Origin of the sequence: uncultured Thiodictyon sp. (genome assembly GCA_903837595.1) — a bacterium.
Lineage (GTDB): Bacteria > Pseudomonadota > Gammaproteobacteria > Chromatiales > Chromatiaceae > Thiodictyon.
In genome coordinates, this window is the sequence record CAILVI010000556.1 from 66,416 (window position 1) to 89,993 (window position 23,578).

Consider the following 23,578-nt stretch of genomic DNA (forward strand, 5'->3'; position numbering starts at 1 on the left):
CCGCCCTCCTAAAAGCCGTATTTTGCCCTGCGCAGTCGAAAGGCATCGTCCCCGCCGTCCAGTGTGCGGATGATCGCGTTGCGGACTTCATGCTCTTCGATTGCGCCGCATGCGTATACTCGGCCGTGTTGTGCGTCTGCTTCCAGTGCAATGACCTGATCCGCATCGCCGTTGACCACCAGATTGGCGTTGTGAGTTGCGAAGACGACTTGGCGCTTGCCTTTTAAACGGTGCAGTGCAGGGATGATGGTCTCGTTAAGGAAGCGATTATCCAGCTCGTCTTCTGGCTGGTCCACGAATAAGGGCGTCGGATCGTCGCTCTCCAGCAAAAGTGCAAGTAGTACGGCGACTCGTCGGCCGCCGGAAAGTGCTTCCAAATCCTTGCTCTCGCCACCTTCGATCCAGCGAATCCGGTAACGATCAGGGTTCCGCAATGCCCAGATCTCGAGTTGACGCTGCCACGGTGCGATCTGCTCGAGGAAGGATCGTGCCACGGCTTCCGACATTCCCTGCGCCTGGGCTGTAATCAGCGCGTCTGGGGTGCGATTTTCGGTCAGCGCTGTCGCGATCGGTCGCAGCTGAGTTGGGGTTGTTGTTCTCTTTCCATTGCTGTTCCACCACTGGGTAACACCTTTAGTGCGAAAGCCCTGCACCCAAGATTCCAGAGAGTCGTCGCGGCCCTCAATGTCGACTACCACCGCAACGCGTTCTGGGAACCTTGCATGGATCTCGTCGCATAGCGTAGTGATAGCCATACGATGAGTTTCCACCAGTCGATCCCGCTCGCCAAGATCTGAAGTAAAGGTGGCAAAGGCTGAGTCGCGCTCGGCCATCTTGTTATCCAATGCGGCTTTGAAGCTATCGTAATGCTGGGCGTTCTTGGCAAACGCCTCAAATTCATTGAGGTCAGCGGCGCTACCCCCAGCGGCCACTAGAGCTGCTTGGACCTTTGCCGTGACCTGCGCCGATCGGTCGGTACCCGCAGTCTCCAAGGCGCGCGCTATCCCCTGTAATGCCTCCAAAGTCTGCACTATGGATGCTGCTTGCGTCTGAGCCGTTTGCAGAAACTCAGCCGCGCCGCAATCTTCAAAAGGGTCCGTCAGTCGCGATCTTAATTCCGGACTATTGAGTGCCGGGAGCGTCAACGTCGCGATCTCATCGGCAAGCTCGCGCGCACGCGTTACTCGCAGGGTCACATCGCTCGAAAAGGTTTTGGCCCGCGCCGCATCTTGTTGCACAGGTGCGAGTTCAGCGGTGCCGGCCTGCGCGAAGCGTTCCATGGCTGCGCGTGCGCCCGCGGTGCGCTGAAACAGTTGCTCCGCCTCGGCGACCTGCGCCTGAAGCCCAGTGAGGCGTTGCACTGCTGCCCACAGTCGCGCGTCCAGTTCGCGCAGGGTATCGCGCTGACTTAACAGCTCGGCTGAGCGGCCCGGAGCCAAATGGAACAAGAGGTGTTCGATTCCATCGCTGTCCTCGGCGAGTGATTTCAACTCGCCCTGGGAGAAAAAGCGAACCGCGAAACGCTCGCCCACCGGACGCGAAACATCGCCCGCGGGGCTTTGGACCAGAATGGTCGTACCGCCCGAAAGGAAGCGCCCGTTAGCGCGTTCCAGGGCTTGGCGGCCAACGCTTGTCGTCGAATCCGGCATCGCCCGATCCCCGCCAAGAAATAGGCGCAGTCCGTCCAGCAAGGTGGACTTTCCGGTCATGCTTCCACCGATGATACAGGTCAGATCCGGGCTGAAGCGAAAGGTTTGGCCGCGGTGGAAGGAGGTTCCGCCTTGAACTTGTACCTCCCGAATCCACGGACGGGCTCCCATACCTTGGGGGAGCGGTATGGGTAGATCTGCCGCCCATACCAGATTCCCCGCATCGCCTCTCGCATAGGGGACCCGTATCCGGGAGTTCTTAGCCAGAAAAGCCTGACGCAACGCTTCCAGCGACGGTGCTGCGAGTTTCACCAGTGCATAACGGAACCCAAGCTCGCGCTCACGCGCAGGTATGGCTAATGGCAGGCGTATTGCGTCGCTGGCATGGTGGAAGGCAACTTTCCCTTTGTAGGCATGTCGAAGCTTGCCACTCTCCGAGAGGTCTTCGTCGAGTGTCTTGTCATGGCGCAGCTCGGCAGCTTGGATGCGTCCACCCGCCAAATTCGCGATGTAATGGTCTGGTCGTGACAGCAGCCCGTTGTCTTGCAACGGATGCGGGGCAATAACGAGATACTTGCCTTTTCCGACTACTTTGGCGTCGTCAATCGCCTGGAATGCCTCGCCTGGGCTCTTATGAGTCCAATTGAGCTTGTGGCCCGTGTAGGCTGGTCGGCCACCCATGATCGCAATGAAGGCGTTGAGATAGCGTTCTTTGCCAATCGTCGGGTCGAAGAGGAATAGCAAGTGGATGCCTTTGTTGCCATCCGCGAAGTTCGGTTCGAAGCCGGGGTAAACGGCATAGATCAGGTCGCGATAAGGCTGTCCCGTGGATGGTTGTGCCTCGTTCAACCAGGTTTCAAGGATAGCCCACGCTGCGGAAACGCCATGAGCGATAGTGGCTGAATGCGGGGTTAATCCGAGTACCTCAATCCCTTGTGCGACCGCCGCGTCCAGAAACGCCTCGGCATAGGCACGCAGCACTGCGGAGCTGTCGCGCCCTCCTGTGATCCCGGGCGGCAGATCCACGTAGGGGTCATCCAGGGTGTGAAGATGCAGGTCGGCCCGGAACCAGCGTGTTCCGGGGACCTCGGTGTGCCATCGGGGAGGGGGGGCGAGCGGCATGGATGAACATCTTGGCCGCGAGGGCCGTTGTTAGAACGAGGGGTAGATCTAGCTATTGGTTACAGAGTCAGTTCGTTCGCAAAGATTGTCAAGGCCTCTCGATGTGTATGGATGCCGGTCCGTGACTCTAGCCCGGTAGGTTGGGGTGATAAAGGAACCACAACGTGGTCGCGCGGGCATCGCAATGTTGGGGTTCGTTCCTCACCCCAACCTACGGAACTGTCGTTGAGCTCGGTGCGATCGTCGCTGGTTCGACCAAGGCGGCGAAAGATGTAGTTCGCGGGACGCTTAACGCTTACGGAGCGCTCGCTACCGGTTGGGCAGCCCCTCCGGCACCTCGTCCCCGGCGTGCGGCGGCTCACTCCCGGACTTGCCCAGGATGCGATCGAACTCGGCCAAGTCTGCCCGCTGCGCCCGCTCCCGGAAGTACGCCTCGGTGCGCAGCGCTGCGGCCTTCTCCGCTACGGCCACGTTGATGAACTGATTGATGGTAGTGCCCTCCTCGGTCGCGATCCGCTTGACCTCGTCGAGCAGCGACTTCTGCAGCCGCAGGGCATAGTTGCTGGTGATTGTCATAGGAATAGTCTCCGCAGGATGTCGCCCGGCCGCTGCACGCCGATCCCGAAGCGGGTCGCGGCCGGCAGGTAGTCCGCAAGGTTGAAGGTGGCGATCCGGTCGGCACCACCGTTGACCGCCGCTTCCAGGACCATCTCGTCGTTTGGGTCCCGCAGTTGCGGTCGCCATAGAAAGTGGGGTCTCACCGGGACGACCAGGGTCGCGAGACCGTCGAGGACGCGGCCGACCTCATGGATCGTCAGCCCGGTCGCGGCCAGCTGCTCCGGGCGCGAGAGTACGGCGTCGTATTCGACCAGCATCCCGAAGGTGGCGACGGCCTGAATCTGCCCGGTGCGCAACAGCCCGAGCAGCCGTCGCGCCGCCCCGCTGGGGCTGCGCAGTGCAGCGACGATCACGTCGGTGTCTATGGCAAGTATCATATCGCAGATGATATACGAGTCTGTCGATTACGCAAGTAGCCCTGCCCATCCGAAGTTTCCAGTGATAGGAGGGCCGCGCCGTACCCGGACACGGCGCGCCCGACCTGCGGCACAACCCGTGGCGCCCGTCCGAAACGTCCTGGCCGCCGCGGTTACCCCGAATCCCAAGTGATCGGCTAAGCTTGCCTGAGCCCAGACAGCCCCGGAGACCATCAATGCTCGAACGTATCACCATGGACCCTGCAATTTGCCACGGCAAGCCCTGCATCCGCGGGCTGCGCTACCCGGTCGAGACGGTCCTGGAGTGGCTGGCCGGGGGGATGACGACCGACGAGATCCTGACCGACTACGAGGACCTGACCCGCGAGGACATCCTGGCCGCCCTGGCGTTTGCGGCCCGGATGGCTCACACCAAACAATTGATCCAACTGGCCGCATGAGATTTATCGTCGACGCGCAGTTGCCCCGGCGGCTGGCGCGCTGGCTGGCGGCGCGCGGCCATGACGCGCGACACACGCTGGACTTGGCCAGGGGGAACCGGACGCCGGATCTGGCAATCATCGAACTGGCCTGCCGGGAAGACCGGATCGTGATTACCAAGGACGCTGATTTCGTGAATTCACATCTGCTTCACGGGCGTCCGCCAAGGCTGTTGCTGATCGCGACGGGGAACCTGGGTAACGTCGACCTGGAGCGCTTGCTGGAACGTAACATTCTGGCCTTGGAGACCGCGCTGACAGTTCATCACTTCGTCGAGCTCGATCTTGAGACTCTCGTGGTACACGAATAGTCGGAAGCGCACCTAGAGCAAGCGGGCGGAGTTCCCATTGGGACGTGGGAACCAGAGAAGCTCGACGTTATCCGCCCTGGGAGACAAAGCGGGGGGCGAAACGCTTGGCCCCATCCCCCCGCATCCGTTACCCTGCCCGGATGCGCCTTGAAAAAATCAAACTCGCCGGTTTCAAGTCCTTCGTGGACCCCACCACGGCCCATTTTCCCAGTAATCTGGTCGGGGTGGTGGGCCCGAACGGCTGCGGCAAATCCAACGTCATCGACGCGGTGCGCTGGGTCATGGGTGAGTCCTCGGCCAAGATGCTGCGCGGCGAGTCGATGGCGGACGTGATCTTCAACGGCAGCACGGGGCGCAAGCCGGTGGGCATGGCGAGCATCGAGATGGTCTTCGACAACGCCGACGGGCGCGCCGGGGGCGAGTTCGCCGCCTTCAGCCAGATCGCGGTCAAGCGTCAGGTCACGCGCGACGGCCAGTCGGTCTATTTTCTGAACGGCAGCCGCTGCCGCCGCAAGGATATTCAGGACCTGTTCCTGGGCACCGGCCTGGGGCCCCGCTCCTACGCCATCATCGAGCAGGGGATGATCTCGCGCATCATCGAGGCGCGCCCGGAGGACCTGCGGGTCTTTCTGGAGGAGGCGGCGGGCATCTCCAAATACAAGGAGCGCCGCCGCGAGACCGAGACCCGGATCCGCAACACCAGGGAAAACCTGGACCGGCTGACGGATCTCCGCGACGAGGTGGCCAAGCAACTCCAACACCTGGAGCGCCAGGCCGACACCGCCGCCCGCTATACCGAGTTTCGCGCCGAGGAGCGGCGTCTGGATCAGGAACTCAAGGCCATGCGCTGGCGTGCACTGGACCAGGAACTGGACGCCCAGGACCGGCGCCTCGGCACCCTGGAGACCGACCAGGCGGGCGGGCTCGCCCGCCAGCGCCGCATCGAGGCCGACATCGAGGACCGCCGCGCTGCCTACAGCGATGCGTCCGAGCACTTCAACCAGGTCCAGGGCCGTTTCTACGCGGTGGGCTCCGAGATCGCCCGCGCCGAGCAGGCCATCCAGTTCGCCAACGAGTCCCGTGGGCGGCGGGAGGCCGAACTGGTCCGGCTCGATCAGGAGCTTGACGACGCCAACTACCACCTGGAGCGGGACCTCAAGCGCCTGGCCGAGCTCGATGCCGACCTGGCGCGTGATGAGCCGCTGCGCGCCGCCGCCCAGGCGGGCCTGGATGGGGCCGCCGCGGCGGTCGCTCTGGCCGAGGACCAGCAGTCGCACTGGGAGGGTGAATGGGACCGCTTCAACCAGGAGGCCACCGGCCCCGGCCAGCAGGCGCAGGTGGAGCGCGCCGGGATCAACGCACTGGAGCAGCGCCTGGGGCGTGACCGGGAGCGGTTGCGGCGCCTGGAGGAGGAGGCCGGTCGGTTGGACCTGGCCGGCGCGCAGGTGCGGGTGGAGGAGCTGGCCGAGCGGGAGGAGGGGCTTGCCGAGCAGTGCGCCGAGGTCGAGACCCGCCAGGCGGTCGTGGCCGCCGACCTGGTCGCCCGCGAGGCGGCGGCGCGTGCACTCACCGCGGACCTGGACCGGGTGCGCACCGCGCTGCAACAGGGCAAGGGCCGGCGCGCCTCGCTCCAGGCACTCCAGCAGGACGCACTGACCGATCGCGACAAGAAGTTGACCGCCTGGCTCGTCTCCAACGGTCTGGCCCAGACGCCGCGGCTGGCCGACCGGCTCCAGGTCGGCGCCGGCTGGGAGTCGGCGGTGGAGACGGTGCTTGGGGCGGCGCTCAAGGCCGTGCCGGTGTCGGACCTGCGGCCGCTCGCGGCGACCGGGCTGGTCCCGGGCTTGGTCCTGATCGATACTGCCGTCCCCGCCGCGTCGCCTGGCGACCGCCCGGCAACGCGGCTCGCCGCCCACTGTGAGGCCCCCTGGCCGCTGGACGGACTGCTTGGTCCGGTTGAGACCGCGGCGGATCTCGCCGAGGCACTGGGGCGCCGCGCCGGCCTGGCCGCGGGCGAATGGCTGATCACCCGCGACGGCATCCAGATCGGCAGCAACTGGCTGCGTACCCCGGCCGCCGAGGCGACCGACGGGGTGCTGGCCCGTGCCGAGTCGCTCAAGGCACTGGAGCTGGAGCTCGCGGCACTGACGGAACAGGAGCAGGCACTCACCGCCCAGGACCAGGCGCTGCGCGCCGCGCGCGCCGAGGCGGAACAGGTGCGCGCGCAGACCGCCCAGGCCCTGACCGCACTCAACCGGGAACTGGCGGGCGTGCGCGCCGAGCTGACCGGGAGCCGCGCCCGCCTTGGCCATCTGAACGAGCGCCAGGAGGCCCTGGCCGCGGAGCGCGCCGACCTGGCGAGCCAGTGCGAGGACGCCATCGCCGACATGGAGGAGGCGCGCGAGCGCCTGCACGAACTGCTGGAGGAGGTCGAGCAACTGGCCGAGCGCCGGGAGCAACTCACCCGCGAGCGCGAGACCCTGCGCACCGCCCTGACCCAGGCGCGCGAGGCCGAGCGCAACGCCCGTGACCGCGCCCAGGGCCTGCGGGTGGGGGTGGAGTCCAACCGCGCCGCCCGCGAGGCGACGCTGCACAGCCAGGCACGCGCCCAGGACCAGCAAGTGCTGCTGCGGGAGCGGCGCGACGAGCTGGAGGCGGCCATCGAGGAGTCGGTCGAGCCGCTGGCCGAGCAGCGTGAGCGCCTGGACGAACAACTCGTGCGGCGGGTGGAGGTGGAGGCGGAACTGACCGCCGCCCGCGAGCGCCTGGAGTCGCTGGACCAGGAGGTGCGCTCACTGGAGCAGGAGCGCCACCGCGTGGAGCAGGCCGGCCAGACCAGCCAGCGCGAGCTGGATGTGCTGCGCCTGGAGCGCCAGGAGCGGCTGGTGCGCCGCCGCACCCTGGAAGAGCAACTCAAGGAGGTCGAGACCACCCCGGAGGCGGTACTGCGCGACCTGGACCCGGCCGCGGACGAGGCCACCTGGCAGGAACGCCTGACCAAGCTCGCCGCGCGCATCCAGCGCCTGGGTGCCATCAACTTGGCCGCCATCGACGAGTACAAGGAGCAATCCGAGCGCAAGCGCTATCTGGACGAACAGCACGCCGACATCGCCCGTGCACTCGATACCCTGGAGGGCGCCATCCGCAAGATCGACCGCGAGACCCGTACCCGCTTCAAAGACACCTACGACCAGGTCAACAGCGGCTTCCAACTGCTCTTCCCGCGGCTCTTCGGCGGCGGTCACGCCTATCTGGAGTTGACCGACGATGACCTGCTGGAGACCGGGGTCACCGTCATGGCGCGCCCACCGGGTAAGCGCAATTCCAGCATCCATCTGCTCTCCGGTGGCGAGAAGGCACTCACCGCGGTGGCCCTGGTGTTCGCCATCTTCCAATTGAACCCGGCGCCTTTCTGCATGTTGGATGAGGTCGATGCGCCGCTGGACGATGCCAATGTCGGGCGCTTCTGCGAGCTGGTCCGGTCCTTATCCAATCAGGTCCAATTCATCTTCATCAGTCACAACAAGGTGACGATGGAGATCGCCGACCACCTGCTCGGTGTCACCATGCATGAGCCCGGCGTCTCGCGCCTGGTGTCGGTGGATGTGGAGGAGGCGGCCAAGTTGGCGGGGGTGGCCTAAGAATAGATGCTCGTGCCTGTGTCAGGCGCTCCGCGCCGCGAGGCCGAAGCGCCCGACTGCGACCGTGCGGTTCGGTTCGCGCCGCGCAGCGGCTAATGCATGGGTGACACCGCCGCAGCGGTGTCACCAGCGTGACTGACGGGCGCCCCGCCTAGAATAGAGACTATTGCTTTCGCGTCGGATAATGATCCCATGAACCGCAAGAAGCTCCCGATCGGCATCCAGACCTTCCAGAAGATCCGCGAGGCCGACTATTACTACGTCGACGAGACGGCGTTCGCCTGGAAGTTGAGCGAGGAGGGCATCCATTATTTCCTCTCCCGCCCCCGGTGTTTCGGCAAGTCACTGTTTCTCTATACCCTGGGCGAGCTTTTTGCCGGCAACGAGCCGCTGTTCCGGGGCCTCGATGTCCATGATCGCTGGGACTGGTCGCGGCGCGCCCCGGTCATCGGGTTGAGTCTCGGCGGCGGGGTGCTGCGGGATCGGGGTGAATTGGACCGGCGGGTGCGCTCGCTGTTGCGGGACAACGCCAAGGCCTTGGGGCTCGCGTGCTCCGATCCGCAGGACCCGGCCGGGTGCTTTGCCGAACTGATCGCCAACGCCCACGCTGCGACCGGCGAGCGGGTCGTGGTGCGGGTGGACGAATACGACAAGCCCATCCGCGAAACCATCACCGACTGGGTGGAGTTCAGGCGCGAGCGGCGTAGCCTGGTCGCTTTCGACGTTGAAACCCTGTGACGGTGCGGTGCCGGGTCGGTGCGATGGCTTCGGCTTAGTTCGGTGTGCCCCGACCTGAGCGCGGCCGCAGCCGGGGCGCGGCGCGTAGCTTGTCCAACAGGTGCAGCAGCGCCAGCCAGGGGTGCCGGCAGGGCATCCGCGGTCCGGCGTAACGCATGACCTCGCGTACCTGCTCGCGCATCGACTGGCTGTAGCAATGGACCGTGCAGCGGTTGCAGACGGGCTTTTGCTAGTGAGTGGCATCTGCGCGTCAGTATATGGCGCCACCGGGCGTTCGCGACTTGATCCGGATCAACGTCGCCGGCGCCAGGCGCACTATCGTCGCGGGCAACACCAGTGGCGGATGGGTTGGAGCGGCACTCTTGCATTGCTGGTCCGTCCGGCGCGGTCCCGGGGGCTGGCGGCCGGGCCGGGGCGATGGTCGAACCATGGCGTTGATGTGGAAGCGCCCCAGCCCCAGGCGTCTGCCCATCCCCATGCACGCGACACCCGGGTTATACTCCAGCCTTTCCGCCTTTCAACCATCTTGCCGAGCACGAATGGACGCCAATACCGTCAGACTCATCCTGTTCGTCCTGGGGGCCATCCTGATCCTCGCCCTGTACCTCTGGGAGCGCCGACGCGGTGCCGATGAGGACGCGCTGGACGAGGGCTACGATGAGGACGACCGACCCTACGCCACCGGCCCTGACCGCCGCGAGCCCGCTGGGCAGCGGTATGACGACGAGGAGGACGACGAGGACGACCCTACCCCGGCCCGTGGCCACGCCCAGCGTGAGTCGGTGCGGGCGGGGCGCGACGAGGTCCTGGAGGGCGGCGTGCCGGCCCCGCTCCTGATCCAACTCAGTGTAGCCAAACGCTATGGCGAGTTCCCCGGCCTGGACCTCTTGGATGTCGCCGAGTCCTGCGGCCTGCGCCCCGGTGACATGGACATCTTTCACTGCCTGGACCAGTTCGATGACGGCACCCGGATCTATTTCAGTATGGCTAACATGGTGAAGCCGGGCACCTTTCCGTTTGACGACATGGAGCACTTCAGCACCCCCGGGATGATGCTGTTCGCCCAGCTCGACGGCAAACCGGAGGACCTCACCGTCCTGGAGGAGATGATCGCCACCGCCCGCAAGCTCGCTACAACCTTGGGCGGCGATGTTTTCGACGAGGACCGCCGCCCGCTCACCGTGCGTAAGGAGGAGGAGATGAATAAGGCGGTGCTGGCCAATGAGAAGCGCTTCGCGAGGGCCGTGCGGCGGTGACCCCGGGCGAGCCCGAGCCCGGGTCCGGGGCGCCCGCGTCGGAGCTTGAGGCCGCTCGGCAACGCGCCGACGCACTGCGCACCCTGATCCGGCACCACAACCACCGTTACTACGTCCTCGACGATCCGCAGGTCCCGGACGCTGAATACGACCGGTTGGTCAGGGAACTGCAGGACCTGGAGTCTCGCTACCCGGACCTGGTGACCCCGGATTCACCCACCCAGCGGGTCGGGGCGGCGCCGCGTCCGGAGTTCACCCAGGTCCGTCACCGTGTGGCGATGATCTCGCTCGATAACGCCATGGACGACGGCGCGTTGGCTGAGTTCCACCGCCGCGTCGCGAGCGCTCTGCCCGGCAGCGATGAATGGGTCTTCACCGCCGAGCCAAAGCTCGATGGTCTGGCGGTCAGCATCCGCTATGAGGGGGGTCTGCTGGTCCAGGCCGCGACGCGCGGTGACGGGACCACCGGCGAGGACATCACCGCGAATGTACGCACCATCCAGAATGTCCCCCTGCGCCTGCTGGGTAGCGACTGGCCGGCGGTGCTGGAGGTTCGCGGCGAGGTCTATCTGCCGCACGCGGGCTTTGAGCGGTTGAACGCCCAAGCCGCGGCGCGTGGGGACAAGACGTTTGCCAACCCGCGCAACGCCGCCGCCGGCAGCCTGCGCCAACTCGATCCTCGCATCACCGCCGCCCGTCCGCTGCGCTTCTGCTGCTATGGCTGGGGCGAGATCGCCGCGGACCCGGGGGAGAGCCAGTTCGCGATGCTCCAGCGCATCGCCGGCTGGGGGGTGCCCGTGTCACGCGAGTTGTGTCAGGTGACCGGGCTTCCCGGCACCCGGGACTATTTCGACGACCTGGGGCGCCGCCGGGACGCGCTCGGGTACGACATCGACGGGGTGGTTTTCAAGCTGGATCGACTCCCGGACCAAGTCGCCCTGGGGGCCACCGCCCACCACCCGCGCTGGGCGATCGCGCGCAAGTTCCCGGCGCAGGAGGCGCTGACGGTGGTGGAGGCGGTCGAGTTCCAGGTCGGCCGCACCGGGGCCGTGACCCCGGTGGCACGCCTTGCGCCGGTCTCGGTGGGCGGGGTGACGGTGGCCAACGCGACCCTGCACAACCTGGATGAGGTGGAGCGCAAGGACGTGCGCATCGGCGACACGGTCTATGTTCGCCGGGCCGGAGACGTGATTCCCGAGATCGTGCGCGTGCTGCCCGAACTGCGGCCTGCCGACGCCCGGGCGGTGGTCTTGCCGGCTGCGTGTCCCGTGTGCGGTTCCGATGTCATCCGGCCGGAGGGCGAGGCGGTGGCCCGCTGCAGCGGCGGGCTCTACTGCCCGGCCCAACGCAAGGAGGCGATCCGTCACTTCGCCTCCCGCAAGGCGATGGACATCGAGGGCCTGGGCGAGAAGCTCATCGACCAACTGGTCGAGCGGGAGCTGGTGCGGGAGCCCGCGGACCTCTATCGGCTGACCCAGGGACAGTTTGCCGGGTTGGAGCGGATGGGTGAGAAGTCCGCGGCGAATCTCATCGCGGCGCTGGAGCAGAGTAAAGAGACCAGCTTTGCCCGTTTCATCTTCGCGCTCGGCATCCGCGAGGTCGGTGTGGCGACGGCCGCGGCCTTGGCCGCGCGCTTTGATTCACTGGAGGCGCTGATGGCGGCGCGGGAACAGGACTTTCTGCGTACCAGCGGTCTGCGCGGGGTCGGGCCCAAGGCGGCGGCGGCGGTCCAGTCCTGGCTGCTGGAGCATCCGGATGCGCAAGCAGCGGGCGACCTAGGCGAGTGGCTGATGGCCCAGCGTATCCCCGGGCTCAACCGCGCGGCGGCGGTGGCCCTGGGGCGGGGCTGCGAGACCCTGGAGCGGCTGCGCGCTGCCGCGCCCGAGGACCTCTATGGGAACAGTGCCGCCCTGGTGGAAGGGGTCGGGCCGGTCGTCGCCGCGCATCTGGTTGGCTTCTTCGCCCAGGCCCACAACCGGGAGGCGATCGAGCGCCTGATCGCCGCCGGCATCCGCTGGCCGTTGCGCTCCGCACCATCCGCGGCCCAGGCACAGCCACTGGCCGGTAAGACCTTCGTCATCACCGGCACCCTGGGGCGAGCGCGCGACGCGGTCAAGGCCGAGTTGGAGTCCCTGGGGGCCAAGGTGACGGGCAGCGTTTCAAAGAATACCGACTATCTGCTGGCAGGAGTTGAGGCGGGGTCGAAGCTCGCGAAGGCGCAGGAGCTCAAGGTGGCGGTGATTACCGAGCAGCAGCTGGCGCAGCTGATCGGTCGGAGCTAGCCGCGGCGGCGTTCGGCCGGTGATCGCGCGCGGCACGCGCCGCGGCCGCTGTCGCGCTGTTTTTCTGCGGGGCGTCAACTTATACTCACTGGTCATGAAAATCCTGACCAGCAGCGGAGTCTCCCAATGAAGAAGATCGAAGCGATCATCAAACCCTTTAAGCTCGACGATGTCCGGGAGGCGCTGTCTGCCGCCGGCATCACGGGTATGACCGCCATTGAGGTCAAGGGGTTCGGGCGGCAGAAGGGCCACACCGAACTCTACCGCGGGGCCGAGTACGTGGTGGACTTCCTACCCAAGGTCAAGGTGGAACTGGTCGTGGCGGACGAGAACCTCGACGCCTGCATCAATGCCATCACCGCGGCGGCCCGCACCGGCAAGATCGGCGACGGCAAGATCTTCGTCTCCGAGGTCACCCGGGTGGTGCGCATCCGCACGGGCGAGGAGAACGAGGCGGCGGTCTGAGGCGTCAGAATCCCTTACCGCTCACCGCCCCGACCAGACTGTCGATCTGGTTGAGATCCCGGTTGATCGCCGCGGAGCGCGCCTTGAGGTCGCCGACCGCTTGCTTGTCTGGCTGCACGTTGCGCAATTCCCCCTTGGTGCGCGTCACGTGCGCCTGGGCCTGATCCAGGCGTTGCCGTTCAGCCCGACCGGCCGCTGACTGCCCGCCGCTGGTGCGCAGGGCGGCGCGCTGCTGGGCGATGCGTCGCTCCACGTCGGCCAGGCGGGCGTTCGCCTGGTTCATATTGGTGCGCACCGCCGCCCGCTCCTGTTGCACGCTCTGGGCCTCGGCCTGGAGCTGTTGCTGGGCATCGCGTTCCCCCTGATAGGTCCCCTCACGCTGCGTGACGCGCTGCTGATAGCCACCCCCGGTCAGGCCCACGATGCCGCTGATGAATCCGCCCTGATGGGGGTCATCGCTGGTGGCGCAGCTGGCGAGCCAGAGTGCCAGTCCCAGTGCAGCCGTCGCGCGGGGCAACCGGCGCCACTGACGGGTCAGGCGCGGCGACTGCGCCGGTTGCGTACTCAGTGAATGGGTATTGATCATGCTGGGATACCTCAAGCGACGGAGACGCTCTGTGCCAGACCGTCAAGGGTTTTGATGTTCTTGTTGTAGGTGTCGAGTTCTCGCTGCATGCGCGCGGTGTCGGTGCCCGGATGGCTCTGCCGGTACTGGCGCTCGGCCTCTTGGAACATGGTCTGTTTTTCCCGGGCGCCCGAGCTTGCGCGCACGACCACCGCCTGGTTGTCGGCGATGTGGCGGCGCGTCGTGGATAGTTCGGCCGCCGTCGCCTTGCCCAGGCGCACTTGCTTCTGGACCGCGGCAAGCCGCCGCTTGTCCTCGGCAATGACCTGGCGCACGCTGGCGATGAGCGACTGGGTCTCTTCATTGGACTTGCGCACATCGGCGATCATGGCGTCGAGTTGATCCTCCTTGCTCGCATACTGCTGTTGCTTATGGGCCACATAGGTCCCCGCTATCCCGCCGGCTGCCGCCCCCGCCGCGGCGCCGATCGCGGCATCCTTCAGCACGTTTTCTGCCCGCTCGCCGCGGATGATGCCATACAGGCCGCCGGCCACGCTGCCGGTACCGGCACCAACCAACACCCCTTCCCAGACCGTCTTCTGGAAGGCGTTACTCTGCTCGCGCATGCGCCGTTCGGCCGGGGTCAGTGAGGCGTCCGACGCGGCTTGGGCACTCGTCTGACTGCTGCTGCCGGCGTCCGGGATCCACCCTGGCAGCGTGCCCGCCATGCCCTGAATGTTCCCGGGGGTCACGCAGCCCGTGCTCGTGAGCGCGCCCATCAAGGCGATCACCGCTGCGCCCGCTGCCGAGCGCACAACGATTGGTCGATGCATTTCTACCTCGTGGGTGTGTTGCCACCACCTCAAGCGTCTGAAACGTTCTGCGCAAGACTATCCAGCGTCGCGATACTCCGGTTGAGGGAGTCGAGTTCCTGCTGCATGTGCCCGGTGTTGGCGCTCGGATTACCCTCGCGGTACTGGCGCTCGGCGCTCTGGAATATGGTCTGTTTCTCCCGGGCGCCCTTGCTGGCCTTGGCGATGACCGCCCGGTTATCGGCACTGTGGCGGCGTGCACTCGCGAGTTGGGCCTGGGTTGCCTGGCCCTTGCGCACCTCCTGCTGGATTGCCGCGAGCCGCCGCTTGTCCTCGTCAATGACCTCGCGCGCGCTCGCGATGAGCGCCTCGGTATCCTGATTGGACTTGCGCACATCCGCGATCATCGCGTCGAGCAAATCCTCCTTGTTCGAAAATTCCTTCTGTTTCGTGGCCATGTAGGACCCCGCGGCGGTGCCTGCGCCGGCTCCTGCGGCGGCGCCGGCCAGCGCTACCATCTCGGTACCGGTCAAGAGGGCCAACAAGCCACCCCCTATAGTGCCGATCACCGTCCCCTCCACGGTGGTTTTCTGCGTGGCCTGACTCTGCTCACGCAGCCGTCGCTCGACCGGGCTCAGTGATTCGGACGAGGCGCTCTGCGCCACTGCCTGGCTGTTGCCGTCGCTCTTTGAGGGGCTCGCCGGCGTTACCGCAGTGCCCTTGGTACCCCCTGCGGGGGTCGTACAGCCCGCTGTAGATAAGGCTACAATCAGGGCTATCACTGCTTGACTGCCGGCCGATCGCGCGATGCCTGTTTTCATCATAATGTGTACCCTATTATGTTCCAACAATTTGCTGAGGTCCGTTTCCGACTGCTCCCGCGCCCGGGGGGGCGCTGATTCATTCAGAAGTCGCTCAGTTTATCTATAAATCAATGCGTTGTAATTCTATTGTGACGCAAATTCGGGACGGGTCGGTCGTTCTCTGGGGCGGGCCAGGGTTAAGCGAACACGAGAAGTTTTCGAGCCCCCAATGCGGCCACCCCGAACCATCTTGCCGCCGCCGAGAAATCTTCGTACAGTCTAGTGTATCCGAGAGCGCAACGCTTGGGTAGACAGCGCGCAGCGGGCGCCGACGTGGGCGCCATTTGACAAAAACAGCAGGTGGCGAATCGATGTCATGACGCGAGCCTTTATCAGCTACTCCACTAAGGACTTAGCGTTTGTGGTGTCATGCCTCAAGCCGATCTTGGATGGCCGGGGTGTGGTTACCTGGTGTTCCGGCACCGATGTGCGCGTGGCTGCCGATTGGGAAAGGCAGATTCGCACGGCCTTGGTCCAAACCGACTGGTTCATTGTCGTCCTGTCCCCGGACGCCCAGCAGTCAGAATGGGTCCAATCCGAAACGCACTGGGCGCTTGAGCATCTGCGCGGTCGCGTGATTCCCGTGATGGCGCGGGGCTGTGACCCGTGCCAACTGCATTTGCGACTCGGTACCATCCAATACATCGATTTTCGGACGAATCCCGTGCGGGCGGGTGCCCAGCTGCTCGCCCTGATCGATGGCAACACAGCGGGCCAGCAATCCAGTGCCCACCTGTTCCCAGCACCTGCCGGTTTGGATGCCCCCACGGTCATCCGCAAGACCCGCCAAGCGGACATCAAGCTGTTCCTCGAGTTGCCGTCTCTATCAGGGGTGGAGCGATCGCATCGGATCGATCGGTCGGCGATCATCGGGCGCGCGGATGATGCGGACGTACAGATCGCCGACGATTGCGTCTCCCGCAAGCACGCAAGAATCACCGTGCTGCCGGCCGATCAGGGCGTCTGCGTGACCCTGAGCGATCTGGATAGCGCGAACGGGACCTTCGTCAACGACCGCCGCATCACCACCGAGCAGCGCCTCGAGGTCGGCGATCTCATCACGATGGGCAATGCCCGGTTCCGCCTGCTTGCCATTGACGAGCCCGGCGCGGCGCGCGGTTGACCACCCTTATTGACCAGGCTCCACCTTTAGCAGATCGGCCTGCCACTGGGCCTTGTCGGCGGCGCCGCTGCCGCGATAGGCCGCCAAGTGGCGGGCGAACAGGTCCGCGTAAACAATCAGATAGGTATTATTCTTGGCATTCAATTCGGCTTCGACGACCTTGAGTTCCGCCCCGATCTCCTGCTCGCTATAGTCGCGCCCGACGTTGACGACGATGTCGCCGTAATACGAGAGGCTGCTGGCCAGGCCCTGTTCGATCTCGGCCAGCATGCCGTTCCATTTGTCCATCTTCTCGGTGAGTGCGGTACGCGCCTCGGTGACCAGCTTGGCGCCGTCGCGCGACCCTTGGGCCTGCTGGCTGAAGGCGTCGAAGTTGCTCTGGGCCAGGCGCATCAGACCCCGCAGCACCTCGGCACGCTTGCCGTCGGTGACCACCCGTTTGCCCATGAAGGCGCCCATCCGCAACAGTGCGCGCAGCGTGCGCTCGCGCGCCTCATTCAAGCCGGCATGCGCCTGCTCCACGTTGCGCTGGATCAGTTCGAGCCGGGTCCGCAGGGTCTCGTCCTGCGTCTTCTGCGCGAGCGCCTGCAGCTCGGCCAGGGCCTTGTCCGAGGCCGCCCGCAGGTCGCCGGTGCCCGTGAGGCTGGGCAATCCGGACCAGGATTCCTTGATGGCTTCCAGACGCCCTGCCGAGACGATCACCGGGGCCGTCACGACCAAACGAAAGCCAAGACTGTCGAGGGCCTTGGCGCGTCCGGTGGTGCCGTTAAAGTAGTTGTATTCCTGGCGTACGGCGCTACCCATTTGGCTGCGTGGTGTCAGATAGTCCCCGCCGCGACTCACGAATCCCCCCGACTGGCCGTGGGATCGGCCGCGCCGATCCAGGTGGAAGGGGCTCAGGGTCATCTCGGCGGCATTGCCGAGTACGTCATAGAGCCCCAATGGATTGGGCTTGAGCAGCCCGGTGGGGTGAAGTTGGCCCGACGCCGAGCCGCTGCTCTCGTGCCAGGCATAGCGGGCCAGATCCCCTTCCGTCATAGGAAATAACGGCGCCAGGAAGTCCGTGTCGTCCACTGCCAAGCCGCCGCGGGCGGCGAACTCCCACTCCTCCTCGGTCGGCAGGCGCAGGAAGCCTGGCTCTTGTTCCTCTCGCGGCAAGGTTGCGGGGGCTTGAGTGAGGAGCCACTCCGTATAGCGGCGGGAGAAGTCCACCGCGTCGAACCAACTCAGGCCAGTGACCGGCATGCGCCCGCGCATGGACGGTGTCGGGCAGGTGCTCTTGGTGACGGCGTCATATTGGTCGCGCGTGGTTTCGTACTTGGCGATGTAATAGCGGCGAGAGGCGGCGCCTTGGTCGCTGAAGGCCCCGGCCAGGTGGCTCAGGCGCCGGCCTTCCTTGTAGCCGCGTGTATCGTCGCTCTGTCCGAGTTCCACCGGGCGATCATCCAGAAAGCCCCCGCTCGGGATCTTCACGGGGCGAAACACCATCGCCCCCCCACATGCCAATGGCAGAATCAGGTCCCCGGCCTCCGGGGCTGGGTTGTAAAACTTATCACTCCAAGTAATGAGCGGCGTCGGCGCCACCGCGGGTGCGCGCGAGTCCGCCAGGACCGGGATCAGGCCGAACCACACAGTGGCGATGAGGCCAAGGAGGATTGTTGTCCATAATTTGCGTTTATTTGCGTTCATTTCCGTACCAGAACTTCTCCTCAGAGATCGCGTAAGCCTTCCGCCGGTTCGATGCGCGCCACGCGCCACCCGGCCCAGGCGGCCGCCGCGGCGGCACCGAGCAGGGTCGCGGTGAGTGCGAGCAGGAGATGGGATGGCAGGAGCCGACAGATCGACTCGCCGGCACGCAGGCTGTCGGCAAACCACGAATTGAGCGCCATGGCCACCGGCAGATAGATCAGGAGCGCCGTCGCCGCCCCCAGCAGGGCCACCAGCATCGCCTGGGCGACCGGAAACAGGATGAGGCTGCGGGTCGGGAAGCCGATCAACCGGACCACCGCCAGCTCGCGGCGTTTGCGTTCCACATTGGCCAGCAGATTGGCGGCCAGGGAGGCAAGAAAGCCCAGACTACCGATGAGTGCGATCAGCCAGAAGACCCGGGTCAGGTTGCGGTCCAGGCCCTGCATGGCCGCGATTTCTACCGCTTGGGTGCGCACCTCTACCCCGTCCGCGGTCAGGTCTGCGGCGAGCCCCGCCACCGCGTAGATGCTCGTCGCGTAGAGCCGAAAGCGGGCGAAACTGCGCGCTCCGGTGCGGGGCGGTGCCCCTTCCCAGCCGAGTGCGGGCACCGCCGACCCGTCCCGGTAGTCCTCGGTGGCCACCAGTAAGGGCAGCGGGACCAGGGCCGCCTCCTCTGCCAGCGCCCCCGCGGGTAGGACGCCGGTGACCACCACCTCCCACACGGTACTCTCGTCGCGTCCGCCGCGGCGGCGATCGATGCGCGCCATCAGACGGTTACCGGGCACCGCGCCGAGCTTGCGGGCGGCGCCCGCGGTCAGCACCAACTCGGCGAGCCCCGTCGGCGCCGCCATGTCGGTGGCCAGCAGGGGATCCCCCGCCCCGGTCGGGATCATGGAGAGCACCGGCAGGTCCCGCCCGGTGGCCGGGTTCTGCACCCGGCTGAGGGTCGCGGCGATGCGCCTGGTGTTGGGGACGAGGAACGCCACATCGGGGCGCGCCCCGATCCGGTCGAACCAGGCCTGGTCATACTCCCGGCTGCCCACGGGGAGGACCTCCCGGTTGCTGGGTGACTGGATCAGGCGCTGGGCCAGCGTATCGACCAGCCCGAACTTGAGTCCGAACAGGATCAGCAGTGGGGCCAGCACCGCCATCAGTGCGAGCACGAAGCACAGCGAGATCCGCCGTTCGTGGGTGAAGTCCCGGTAGGCCAGGCGCAGGATTTCAGGGGTGGGGCGCATTGATTAACCTGCAACGGATAATCCTGGAAAAAAGAATGCTCACGCCAAAGCGCCAAGCATGCCAAGGTTTGTCAGCGCGATCGTCGTGCTGGCGATTCATTTGGCAGGTGATTGGGACAGCATAGGTACCCCTTGGTTTGTTCTTGGCATTTTGGCGCCTTGGCGTGAGATCTGCGGTGGCCGGTATCAGCCCCAAAACAGCGACCGGGTGATATTTCCGTCGCGCTCAATGCGGTGGTCGAGTATGCGCACCCCGGGGGTCGGTTCGGGCTGCCAGTCATGGCTCGCGATGATCGCGCAGGTCCCGGACTGGCGCACCAGTTCCAGGAAGAGGTCCAGGATGCGCTTGGCATTCAGTGGGTCCACCGAGGCGGTGGGTTCGTCCGCGAGTACCACCACCGGGCGGTGGGCCAGCGCGCGGGCGATGGCGACGCGCTGGCGCTCACCCACCGAGAGCTGACCCGGGCGCTTGTCGAGTTGGGCGCTGATGTCGAGCCGTTCTGCCAACTGCTCGACCAGGCCGCGCGCGTCGTACCCCAACAGGCGGCATGACAGGGCGATATTCTCCCGGGCAGTCAGAAATGACAAGAGCCCGCCGGTCTGGAGTACATAGCCAATGTGGCGCCCACGCAGTTGGCCCAGTCCGTCCAGGTCAGAGTGTGCCCACAACCGCCACAGGTCGGTCGCGTCGCGCTGTTCCGGGCGGAAGCTGAAGCCCTTGGCCTGATCCGGGCGCAGGGCCAGGGCCAGCATGTCCAGCAGCGTGCTCTTGCCGCACCCGCTGGGGCCGCGTAACACCACTACTTCGCCCGGGGCGATGCGCAGTTCGGGCACCAGCAGTTCAAAGGTGGTGCCGCCTCCCGCACGCCGCTTGACGAGTTCCTGGCACCGATAGACCGGCGGTGCGGCGGCCATCAGGGCAGACTGTCCAGGGGGACGGTGGTGACCGCTTCCCCCGGCGAAGACTGTGGGCTTAGTCTGATCCAGCGGTCGGTCTCATCATGGATCTTCCGATAGACCTTGATCTTTTCCTCAATCACGTCGAGTACCTCCTGCTGCTCCGCGTAGGAGCGGGAAAGCCATCGTTCTTGCGTCAGGTTCATGATCTGGCTGGTATAGGGCAGGCCGTCCAACCAGGCCCCCACCTGTCCCACATCCGCCAGGCGTTTCACCTGCAACTCGTTGACCTTGTCCGGGTCGCGTGCCATCGCCGCGGCCGCGCCCCGCAGCTGGTCGAAGAAATTCTCGGCACTGATTTGGGTGCGCTCACCGGCAGCAAAAATCGCTTGCAGGGTCTCCTGCAAGTTGCTTAACTGGTTCTTGCTGATCATGACCCGCACCTCCAGCGTCTTCTGGGAGGGGTCGCGCAGGTCGCGGTCGGTGACCCAGGCCTCGATCAGCCGGGGGGCTCGGCTGCCGGTCTCGCGTCCCAGATAGGCCAGTTGCATGGCGCGCCCGACCAGGGCCGCCTTGAGTGCTACCGGGTCGGACGGTGCAGCCGCCGGCACCTCGAGCGGGCGGTCGGTGGGGGGCTTTTCCTCCAACTGGGACAGCAGGGCATCGACCAGTGCATCCACCTGGGCGCCGAAGGTCTCAACGGAGCCACCCTTTACCGGGAAATAGAGGTCTTCCGCGTCCCCCCAGCGGCTGAGCTCCCGATATTGCCGGGACGCCTTCTCATGGTCGCGCACGCCCGCCGGGGTCAACAGGTGCAGCACGGCGATGGCGATCTTGCTCCCGCCGCCGGACTGGTCCTTTTCCTGGGCGATCAGGCGCAGGCGCTCGGCGGACAGCCCGGTGCGCCCCATGGGGTTCTTGGCGTCGAGGGCGCCGGCATCGGTAATCAAAACGACGAAGCGGGCGTCGAAACCGGTCCAGTCGATCTTCTCCAAGGCGTCCTGGACCCCGGCAAATGCGTCTTCGTCGAAGCCCTTGCTGGACACCTTGGCCTCCTCGACACCGGCCATCTTGCCCTGGAAGGTCGCCGGGTCGCTGCCGTCCTGAAGGGTCGCTACGACCCGGCTGACATACTCGAGTCCCGGGGCGGCCTCGACGTTGCTGCGAAACGCCACCAGACCAAAGCTCAGGCGCTTACCCAGGGGCGAGCCGCGGAGCTTGTCGTAGATGCGGCGGATCGCGGTGCGGGTGCGGTCGATGTAGGGCCCCATACTCTTGGTGGTGTCGATGACGAAAACCACGCCAGCGCGGTAGCCGTTAGGGAGGTTCGCCACCGCGATCGGTTTCGGCGGCTGGGCTGGCTCTTTTTTTGGGTTCGCCGGCGCCGCCGGCTTGGGCGTCGGCCCCTGCGCAACCTTGGCCGCGCTGGGTGTCAGTAACTCCTGCTCCCCCGCCTGGAGGGTGACGGTGGCCACCTTCAGCAGCATCGTCTCGTGGCCGCTGGGCAGATAGATCGGCTCGAAGCCGAGGATCGGCAACAGGTAGAACTGCCGATTGGGATCGATATAGGTGTCCGGTTCCTTGGCGATGACCGGGAAGTCCGCGGGGTAGCGCCCGGACTTGATCACGGCGCGCAGGCGGTCCACGGTCGGTCCCGGGTCGGGGGACTCCAGCAGGCTGGCGAGCCGGTCGTGGTCGCGAAAGAAGAGCGCCGGGAAGCGGTTGGAGGTACTGGTGAAGGCGAGCGTGAGCGTCTGGCGCCAGTCGATGACTGCGCCTGCCTCGACCCACCCCTGGGACTCGTTGGGGGTGGCCCCCACCTCCACCCAGTCCTTGCCCTGAGCGTTTTGGCGCGCGTAGACATAGAGCACCGAGAGCGGCGGAAGTTCCGGTTCCGCAGCCGCGGCCCCGCCCGGGGCCGTGAGTAGCCGCGCGGCCGGTCGGGTCAGCACCCGCTGGTAGAGTCCCGGCTTATCGGCCAGGAACAGGGGCTCGCGCGCGGCCGCCGCTGGCGCGGTGGCGGCGGCCAAGGCCAGCGTAAACAGCAAGGCAGGCGCCAGCAGCGACGGCAAGACCCTGGCCAGCAAAGCCTTCATGGGTGCTCCGGTTGTTGGGCCAGTACCAGCCAGCCCGCGACCGGCAGGCCGGCCTCGCGGCGCAGGACCACTTGCTCCAACCGTTCCACGGTCAGACCCAACCGCGCCAACACTGTCGCCAGATAGTCCCGGGAGTGGGCGTAGCGACCATGATGCTGCAAGCGGTAGGGCTGCGTCTCGCCGTCTTCAAGCGCTTCCACCGTGAAGCACAGGCAACCGTTTGGACGCAGCGCCCGGGCGGCTGCCGCCATGGCTTCATCCAGGACGCCGAAATAGACCAGGGTGTCCGCCGAGACGATGATGTCATAGCGCCCTGGGTGCTGCTGCATATAGGCGCAGAGTTCCGCCTGTTGCAAGTCGTCGTAGAGTTCGCGCCCACGCGCCTTGCCCAGCATGCCTTCGGAAAGATCCACCCCGGTCAGGGTTTGGGCGAAGGGCTTGAGCAGCGCCGCGCACAACCCGGTCCCGCAGCCGGCGTCCAAGACTGCCCGGTCGGCCGCAGGCGCGCCCACGCAGGTCGCGACTGCCTGAGCCACGAGCGCGGGTGCGCGGTATTCCAGTGCCGCCAGCCGGGAATCGAAACTCTTGGAAAAATGGTCGAAGATACATTGTACATAGGCGTCGGCGGCGCGCGCCGGAATCGCGTCGCCGGTGCAGGCCGCCAGATGATGCAGGGCCTTGGGGTTATCGGGTTCCTCGGCCAGCCACTCCCGATAGATCTGTGCGGCCTTTTCGGGATGGCCCAACCGACAATGGGCGTTACCCAACATCTCGCGTGTGAAGGCGTTGCTGGGCTCGCGGACCAATGCCTCACAGGCCTGTGCGACGGCCTCCTCGATCCGTCCCTGGCGGAAATACAGGCCGGCTAGGGTATTGCGGGCTTCGGTGAAATCCGGGGCGAGCTCGATGGCGCGCAGCAGGGAGCGCTCCGCTTCCGGGTAGCGGCGCAGCGCCTTGCAGAGTACGGCATAGTTATGGAGTGCATCCGGGCGGTCGGGGTCCAGCGCCAGGGCCTCCCGGTATTCCCGCTCCGCGTCCTCGAAGCGCTCGTTATCAAGCAGCAGATTGCCAAAATTGTTCCGGAACGGGGCATGCTTTGGCACTAGTTCGACCGAGCGTGCCATCAGGCGCAGCGCGTCCTCGTTGCGGCGCTGATCGTGCGCCAGCACGCCCATAAAGTGCAGCGCGTCCGGGTGGTCGGGCACCAAGGCGAGCACCCGGCTATAGACCTCGGAAGCATCCTGGTGGTGGCCGGCACGGTGCAAAGACGTTGCGAGTTGCAGGGCCTCATCGATCGTCAGGGGCGCAGTCAGGTCGATATCGTTCAAGTCTTGGGATGAGTCCATGGTGGACAATC

19 protein-coding genes and 1 pseudogene are annotated in these 23,578 nt (G+C 65.8%); 8 read left to right on the forward strand and 12 right to left on the reverse strand.

The genetic code is table 11. The features are described 5' to 3' along the window. Positions 1-8: 8 nt before the first annotated feature. The 3 genes from QZY44_RS33860 to QZY44_RS33870 all read right to left on the reverse strand — a co-directional run bounded on the left by QZY44_RS33860 (position 9) and on the right by QZY44_RS33870 (position 3,766). A complete protein-coding gene (locus QZY44_RS33860) occupies positions 9-2,771 on the reverse strand; it encodes a TrlF family AAA-like ATPase (protein WP_295458239.1) in 2,763 nt (920 codons plus the stop codon). A 309-nt stretch (positions 2,772-3,080) separates the two neighbouring features. Then, positions 3,081-3,347 (reverse strand): hypothetical protein, encoded by a 267-nt coding sequence (locus QZY44_RS33865; RefSeq protein WP_295458241.1) that lies wholly within the window; start codon positions 3,345-3,347, stop codon positions 3,081-3,083. Continuing rightward, positions 3,344-3,766, reverse strand: a complete 423-nt coding sequence (locus tag QZY44_RS33870) for a putative toxin-antitoxin system toxin component, PIN family (protein WP_295458244.1) — start codon at positions 3,764-3,766, stop codon at positions 3,344-3,346. Before QZY44_RS33870 ends, QZY44_RS33865 begins: the two co-directional genes overlap by 4 nt. 215 nt (positions 3,767-3,981) lie before the next feature. On the opposite strand from QZY44_RS33870, the gene QZY44_RS33875 reads away from it, so the two are divergent. From QZY44_RS33875 to QZY44_RS33890, 4 genes are all read left to right on the forward strand, one after another. Then, on the forward strand, positions 3,982-4,206 hold the full coding sequence (locus tag QZY44_RS33875; RefSeq protein WP_295458247.1) for a DUF433 domain-containing protein: 225 nt from the start codon (positions 3,982-3,984) through the stop codon (positions 4,204-4,206). After that, the gene (locus QZY44_RS33880; protein ID WP_295458251.1) at positions 4,203-4,556 is read left to right on the forward strand and encodes a DUF5615 family PIN-like protein; all 354 of its coding nucleotides are present in this window, start codon (positions 4,203-4,205) and stop codon (positions 4,554-4,556) included. Before QZY44_RS33875 ends, QZY44_RS33880 begins: the two co-directional genes overlap by 4 nt. A 140-nt stretch (positions 4,557-4,696) precedes the next feature. Then, positions 4,697-8,197, forward strand: coding sequence for a chromosome segregation protein SMC (gene smc / locus QZY44_RS33885; protein ID WP_295458322.1), 3,501 nt, complete (start codon positions 4,697-4,699; stop codon positions 8,195-8,197). A gap of 192 nt (positions 8,198-8,389) precedes the next feature. Next, a complete protein-coding gene (locus tag QZY44_RS33890; protein ID WP_365305852.1) occupies positions 8,390-8,935 on the forward strand; it encodes an AAA family ATPase in 546 nt (181 codons plus the stop codon). Positions 8,936-8,969: 34 nt separating this feature from the next. Here the strand turns inward: QZY44_RS33890 and QZY44_RS33895 are convergent. Then, positions 8,970-9,152: pseudogene (locus QZY44_RS33895) on the reverse strand (nitrous oxide-stimulated promoter family protein); the annotation flags it as partial. Between the two features lie 322 nt (positions 9,153-9,474). Here QZY44_RS33895 and QZY44_RS33900 point away from each other — a divergent pair. The 3 genes from QZY44_RS33900 to QZY44_RS33910 all read left to right on the forward strand — a co-directional run bounded on the left by QZY44_RS33900 (position 9,475) and on the right by QZY44_RS33910 (position 12,938). After that, positions 9,475-10,191: a cell division protein ZipA C-terminal FtsZ-binding domain-containing protein gene (locus tag QZY44_RS33900; RefSeq protein ID WP_295458254.1), complete on the forward strand. Its 717-nt coding sequence runs from the start codon at positions 9,475-9,477 to the stop codon at positions 10,189-10,191. Next, complete coding sequence (gene ligA, locus QZY44_RS33905) at positions 10,188-12,473, forward strand: NAD-dependent DNA ligase LigA (protein ID WP_295458256.1); 2,286 nt, start codon at positions 10,188-10,190, stop codon at positions 12,471-12,473. Before QZY44_RS33900 ends, ligA begins: the two co-directional genes overlap by 4 nt. 126 nt (positions 12,474-12,599) lie before the next feature. Beyond that, positions 12,600-12,938 carry a P-II family nitrogen regulator gene (locus tag QZY44_RS33910; protein ID WP_295391802.1) on the forward strand — a complete coding sequence of 113 codons (339 nt, stop codon included), beginning with the start codon at positions 12,600-12,602 and terminating at the stop codon, positions 12,936-12,938. 4 nt (positions 12,939-12,942) lie between these two features. Here the strand turns inward: QZY44_RS33910 and QZY44_RS33915 are convergent, their stop codons facing one another. The 3 genes from QZY44_RS33915 to QZY44_RS33925 are packed head-to-tail and all read right to left on the reverse strand — an operon-like array spanning position 12,943 to position 14,980. Continuing rightward, on the reverse strand, positions 12,943-13,524 hold the full coding sequence (locus QZY44_RS33915; protein WP_295458260.1) for a hypothetical protein: 582 nt from the start codon (positions 13,522-13,524) through the stop codon (positions 12,943-12,945). Positions 13,525-13,535: 11 nt separating this feature from the next. Next, positions 13,536-14,336: a hypothetical protein gene (locus QZY44_RS33920; protein WP_295458263.1), complete on the reverse strand. Its 801-nt coding sequence runs from the start codon at positions 14,334-14,336 to the stop codon at positions 13,536-13,538. 29 nt (positions 14,337-14,365) lie between these two features. Further along, positions 14,366-14,980 (reverse strand): hypothetical protein, encoded by a 615-nt coding sequence (locus tag QZY44_RS33925; RefSeq protein ID WP_295458265.1) that lies wholly within the window; start codon positions 14,978-14,980, stop codon positions 14,366-14,368. A gap of 514 nt (positions 14,981-15,494) precedes the next feature. On the opposite strand from QZY44_RS33925, the gene QZY44_RS33930 reads away from it, so the two are divergent. Beyond that, the gene (locus QZY44_RS33930; protein ID WP_295458268.1) at positions 15,495-16,301 is read left to right on the forward strand and encodes a TIR domain-containing protein; all 807 of its coding nucleotides are present in this window, start codon (positions 15,495-15,497) and stop codon (positions 16,299-16,301) included. A 6-nt stretch (positions 16,302-16,307) separates the two neighbouring features. Here QZY44_RS33930 and QZY44_RS33935 read toward each other — a convergent pair whose 3' ends face one another. The 5 genes from QZY44_RS33935 to QZY44_RS33955 form a co-directional block, all read right to left on the reverse strand. After that, the gene (locus tag QZY44_RS33935; RefSeq protein ID WP_295458271.1) at positions 16,308-17,990 is read right to left on the reverse strand and encodes an SUMF1/EgtB/PvdO family nonheme iron enzyme; all 1,683 of its coding nucleotides are present in this window, start codon (positions 17,988-17,990) and stop codon (positions 16,308-16,310) included. Positions 17,991-18,010: 20 nt separating this feature from the next. Then, positions 18,011-19,228, reverse strand: a complete 1,218-nt coding sequence (locus QZY44_RS33940) for an FtsX-like permease family protein (RefSeq protein WP_295458274.1) — start codon at positions 19,226-19,228, stop codon at positions 18,011-18,013. A 186-nt stretch (positions 19,229-19,414) separates the two neighbouring features. After that, positions 19,415-20,143 (reverse strand): ATP-binding cassette domain-containing protein, encoded by a 729-nt coding sequence (locus QZY44_RS33945; protein ID WP_295458279.1) that lies wholly within the window; start codon positions 20,141-20,143, stop codon positions 19,415-19,417. After that, positions 20,143-22,221 carry a vWA domain-containing protein gene (locus QZY44_RS33950; protein ID WP_295458283.1) on the reverse strand — a complete coding sequence of 693 codons (2,079 nt, stop codon included), beginning with the start codon at positions 22,219-22,221 and terminating at the stop codon, positions 20,143-20,145. The genes QZY44_RS33945 and QZY44_RS33950 overlap by 1 nt, the downstream gene beginning before the upstream one ends. Further along, positions 22,218-23,567 (reverse strand): tetratricopeptide repeat protein, encoded by a 1,350-nt coding sequence (locus QZY44_RS33955; RefSeq protein WP_295458285.1) that lies wholly within the window; start codon positions 23,565-23,567, stop codon positions 22,218-22,220. The genes QZY44_RS33950 and QZY44_RS33955 overlap by 4 nt, the downstream gene beginning before the upstream one ends. Positions 23,568-23,578 lie beyond the last annotated feature (11 nt).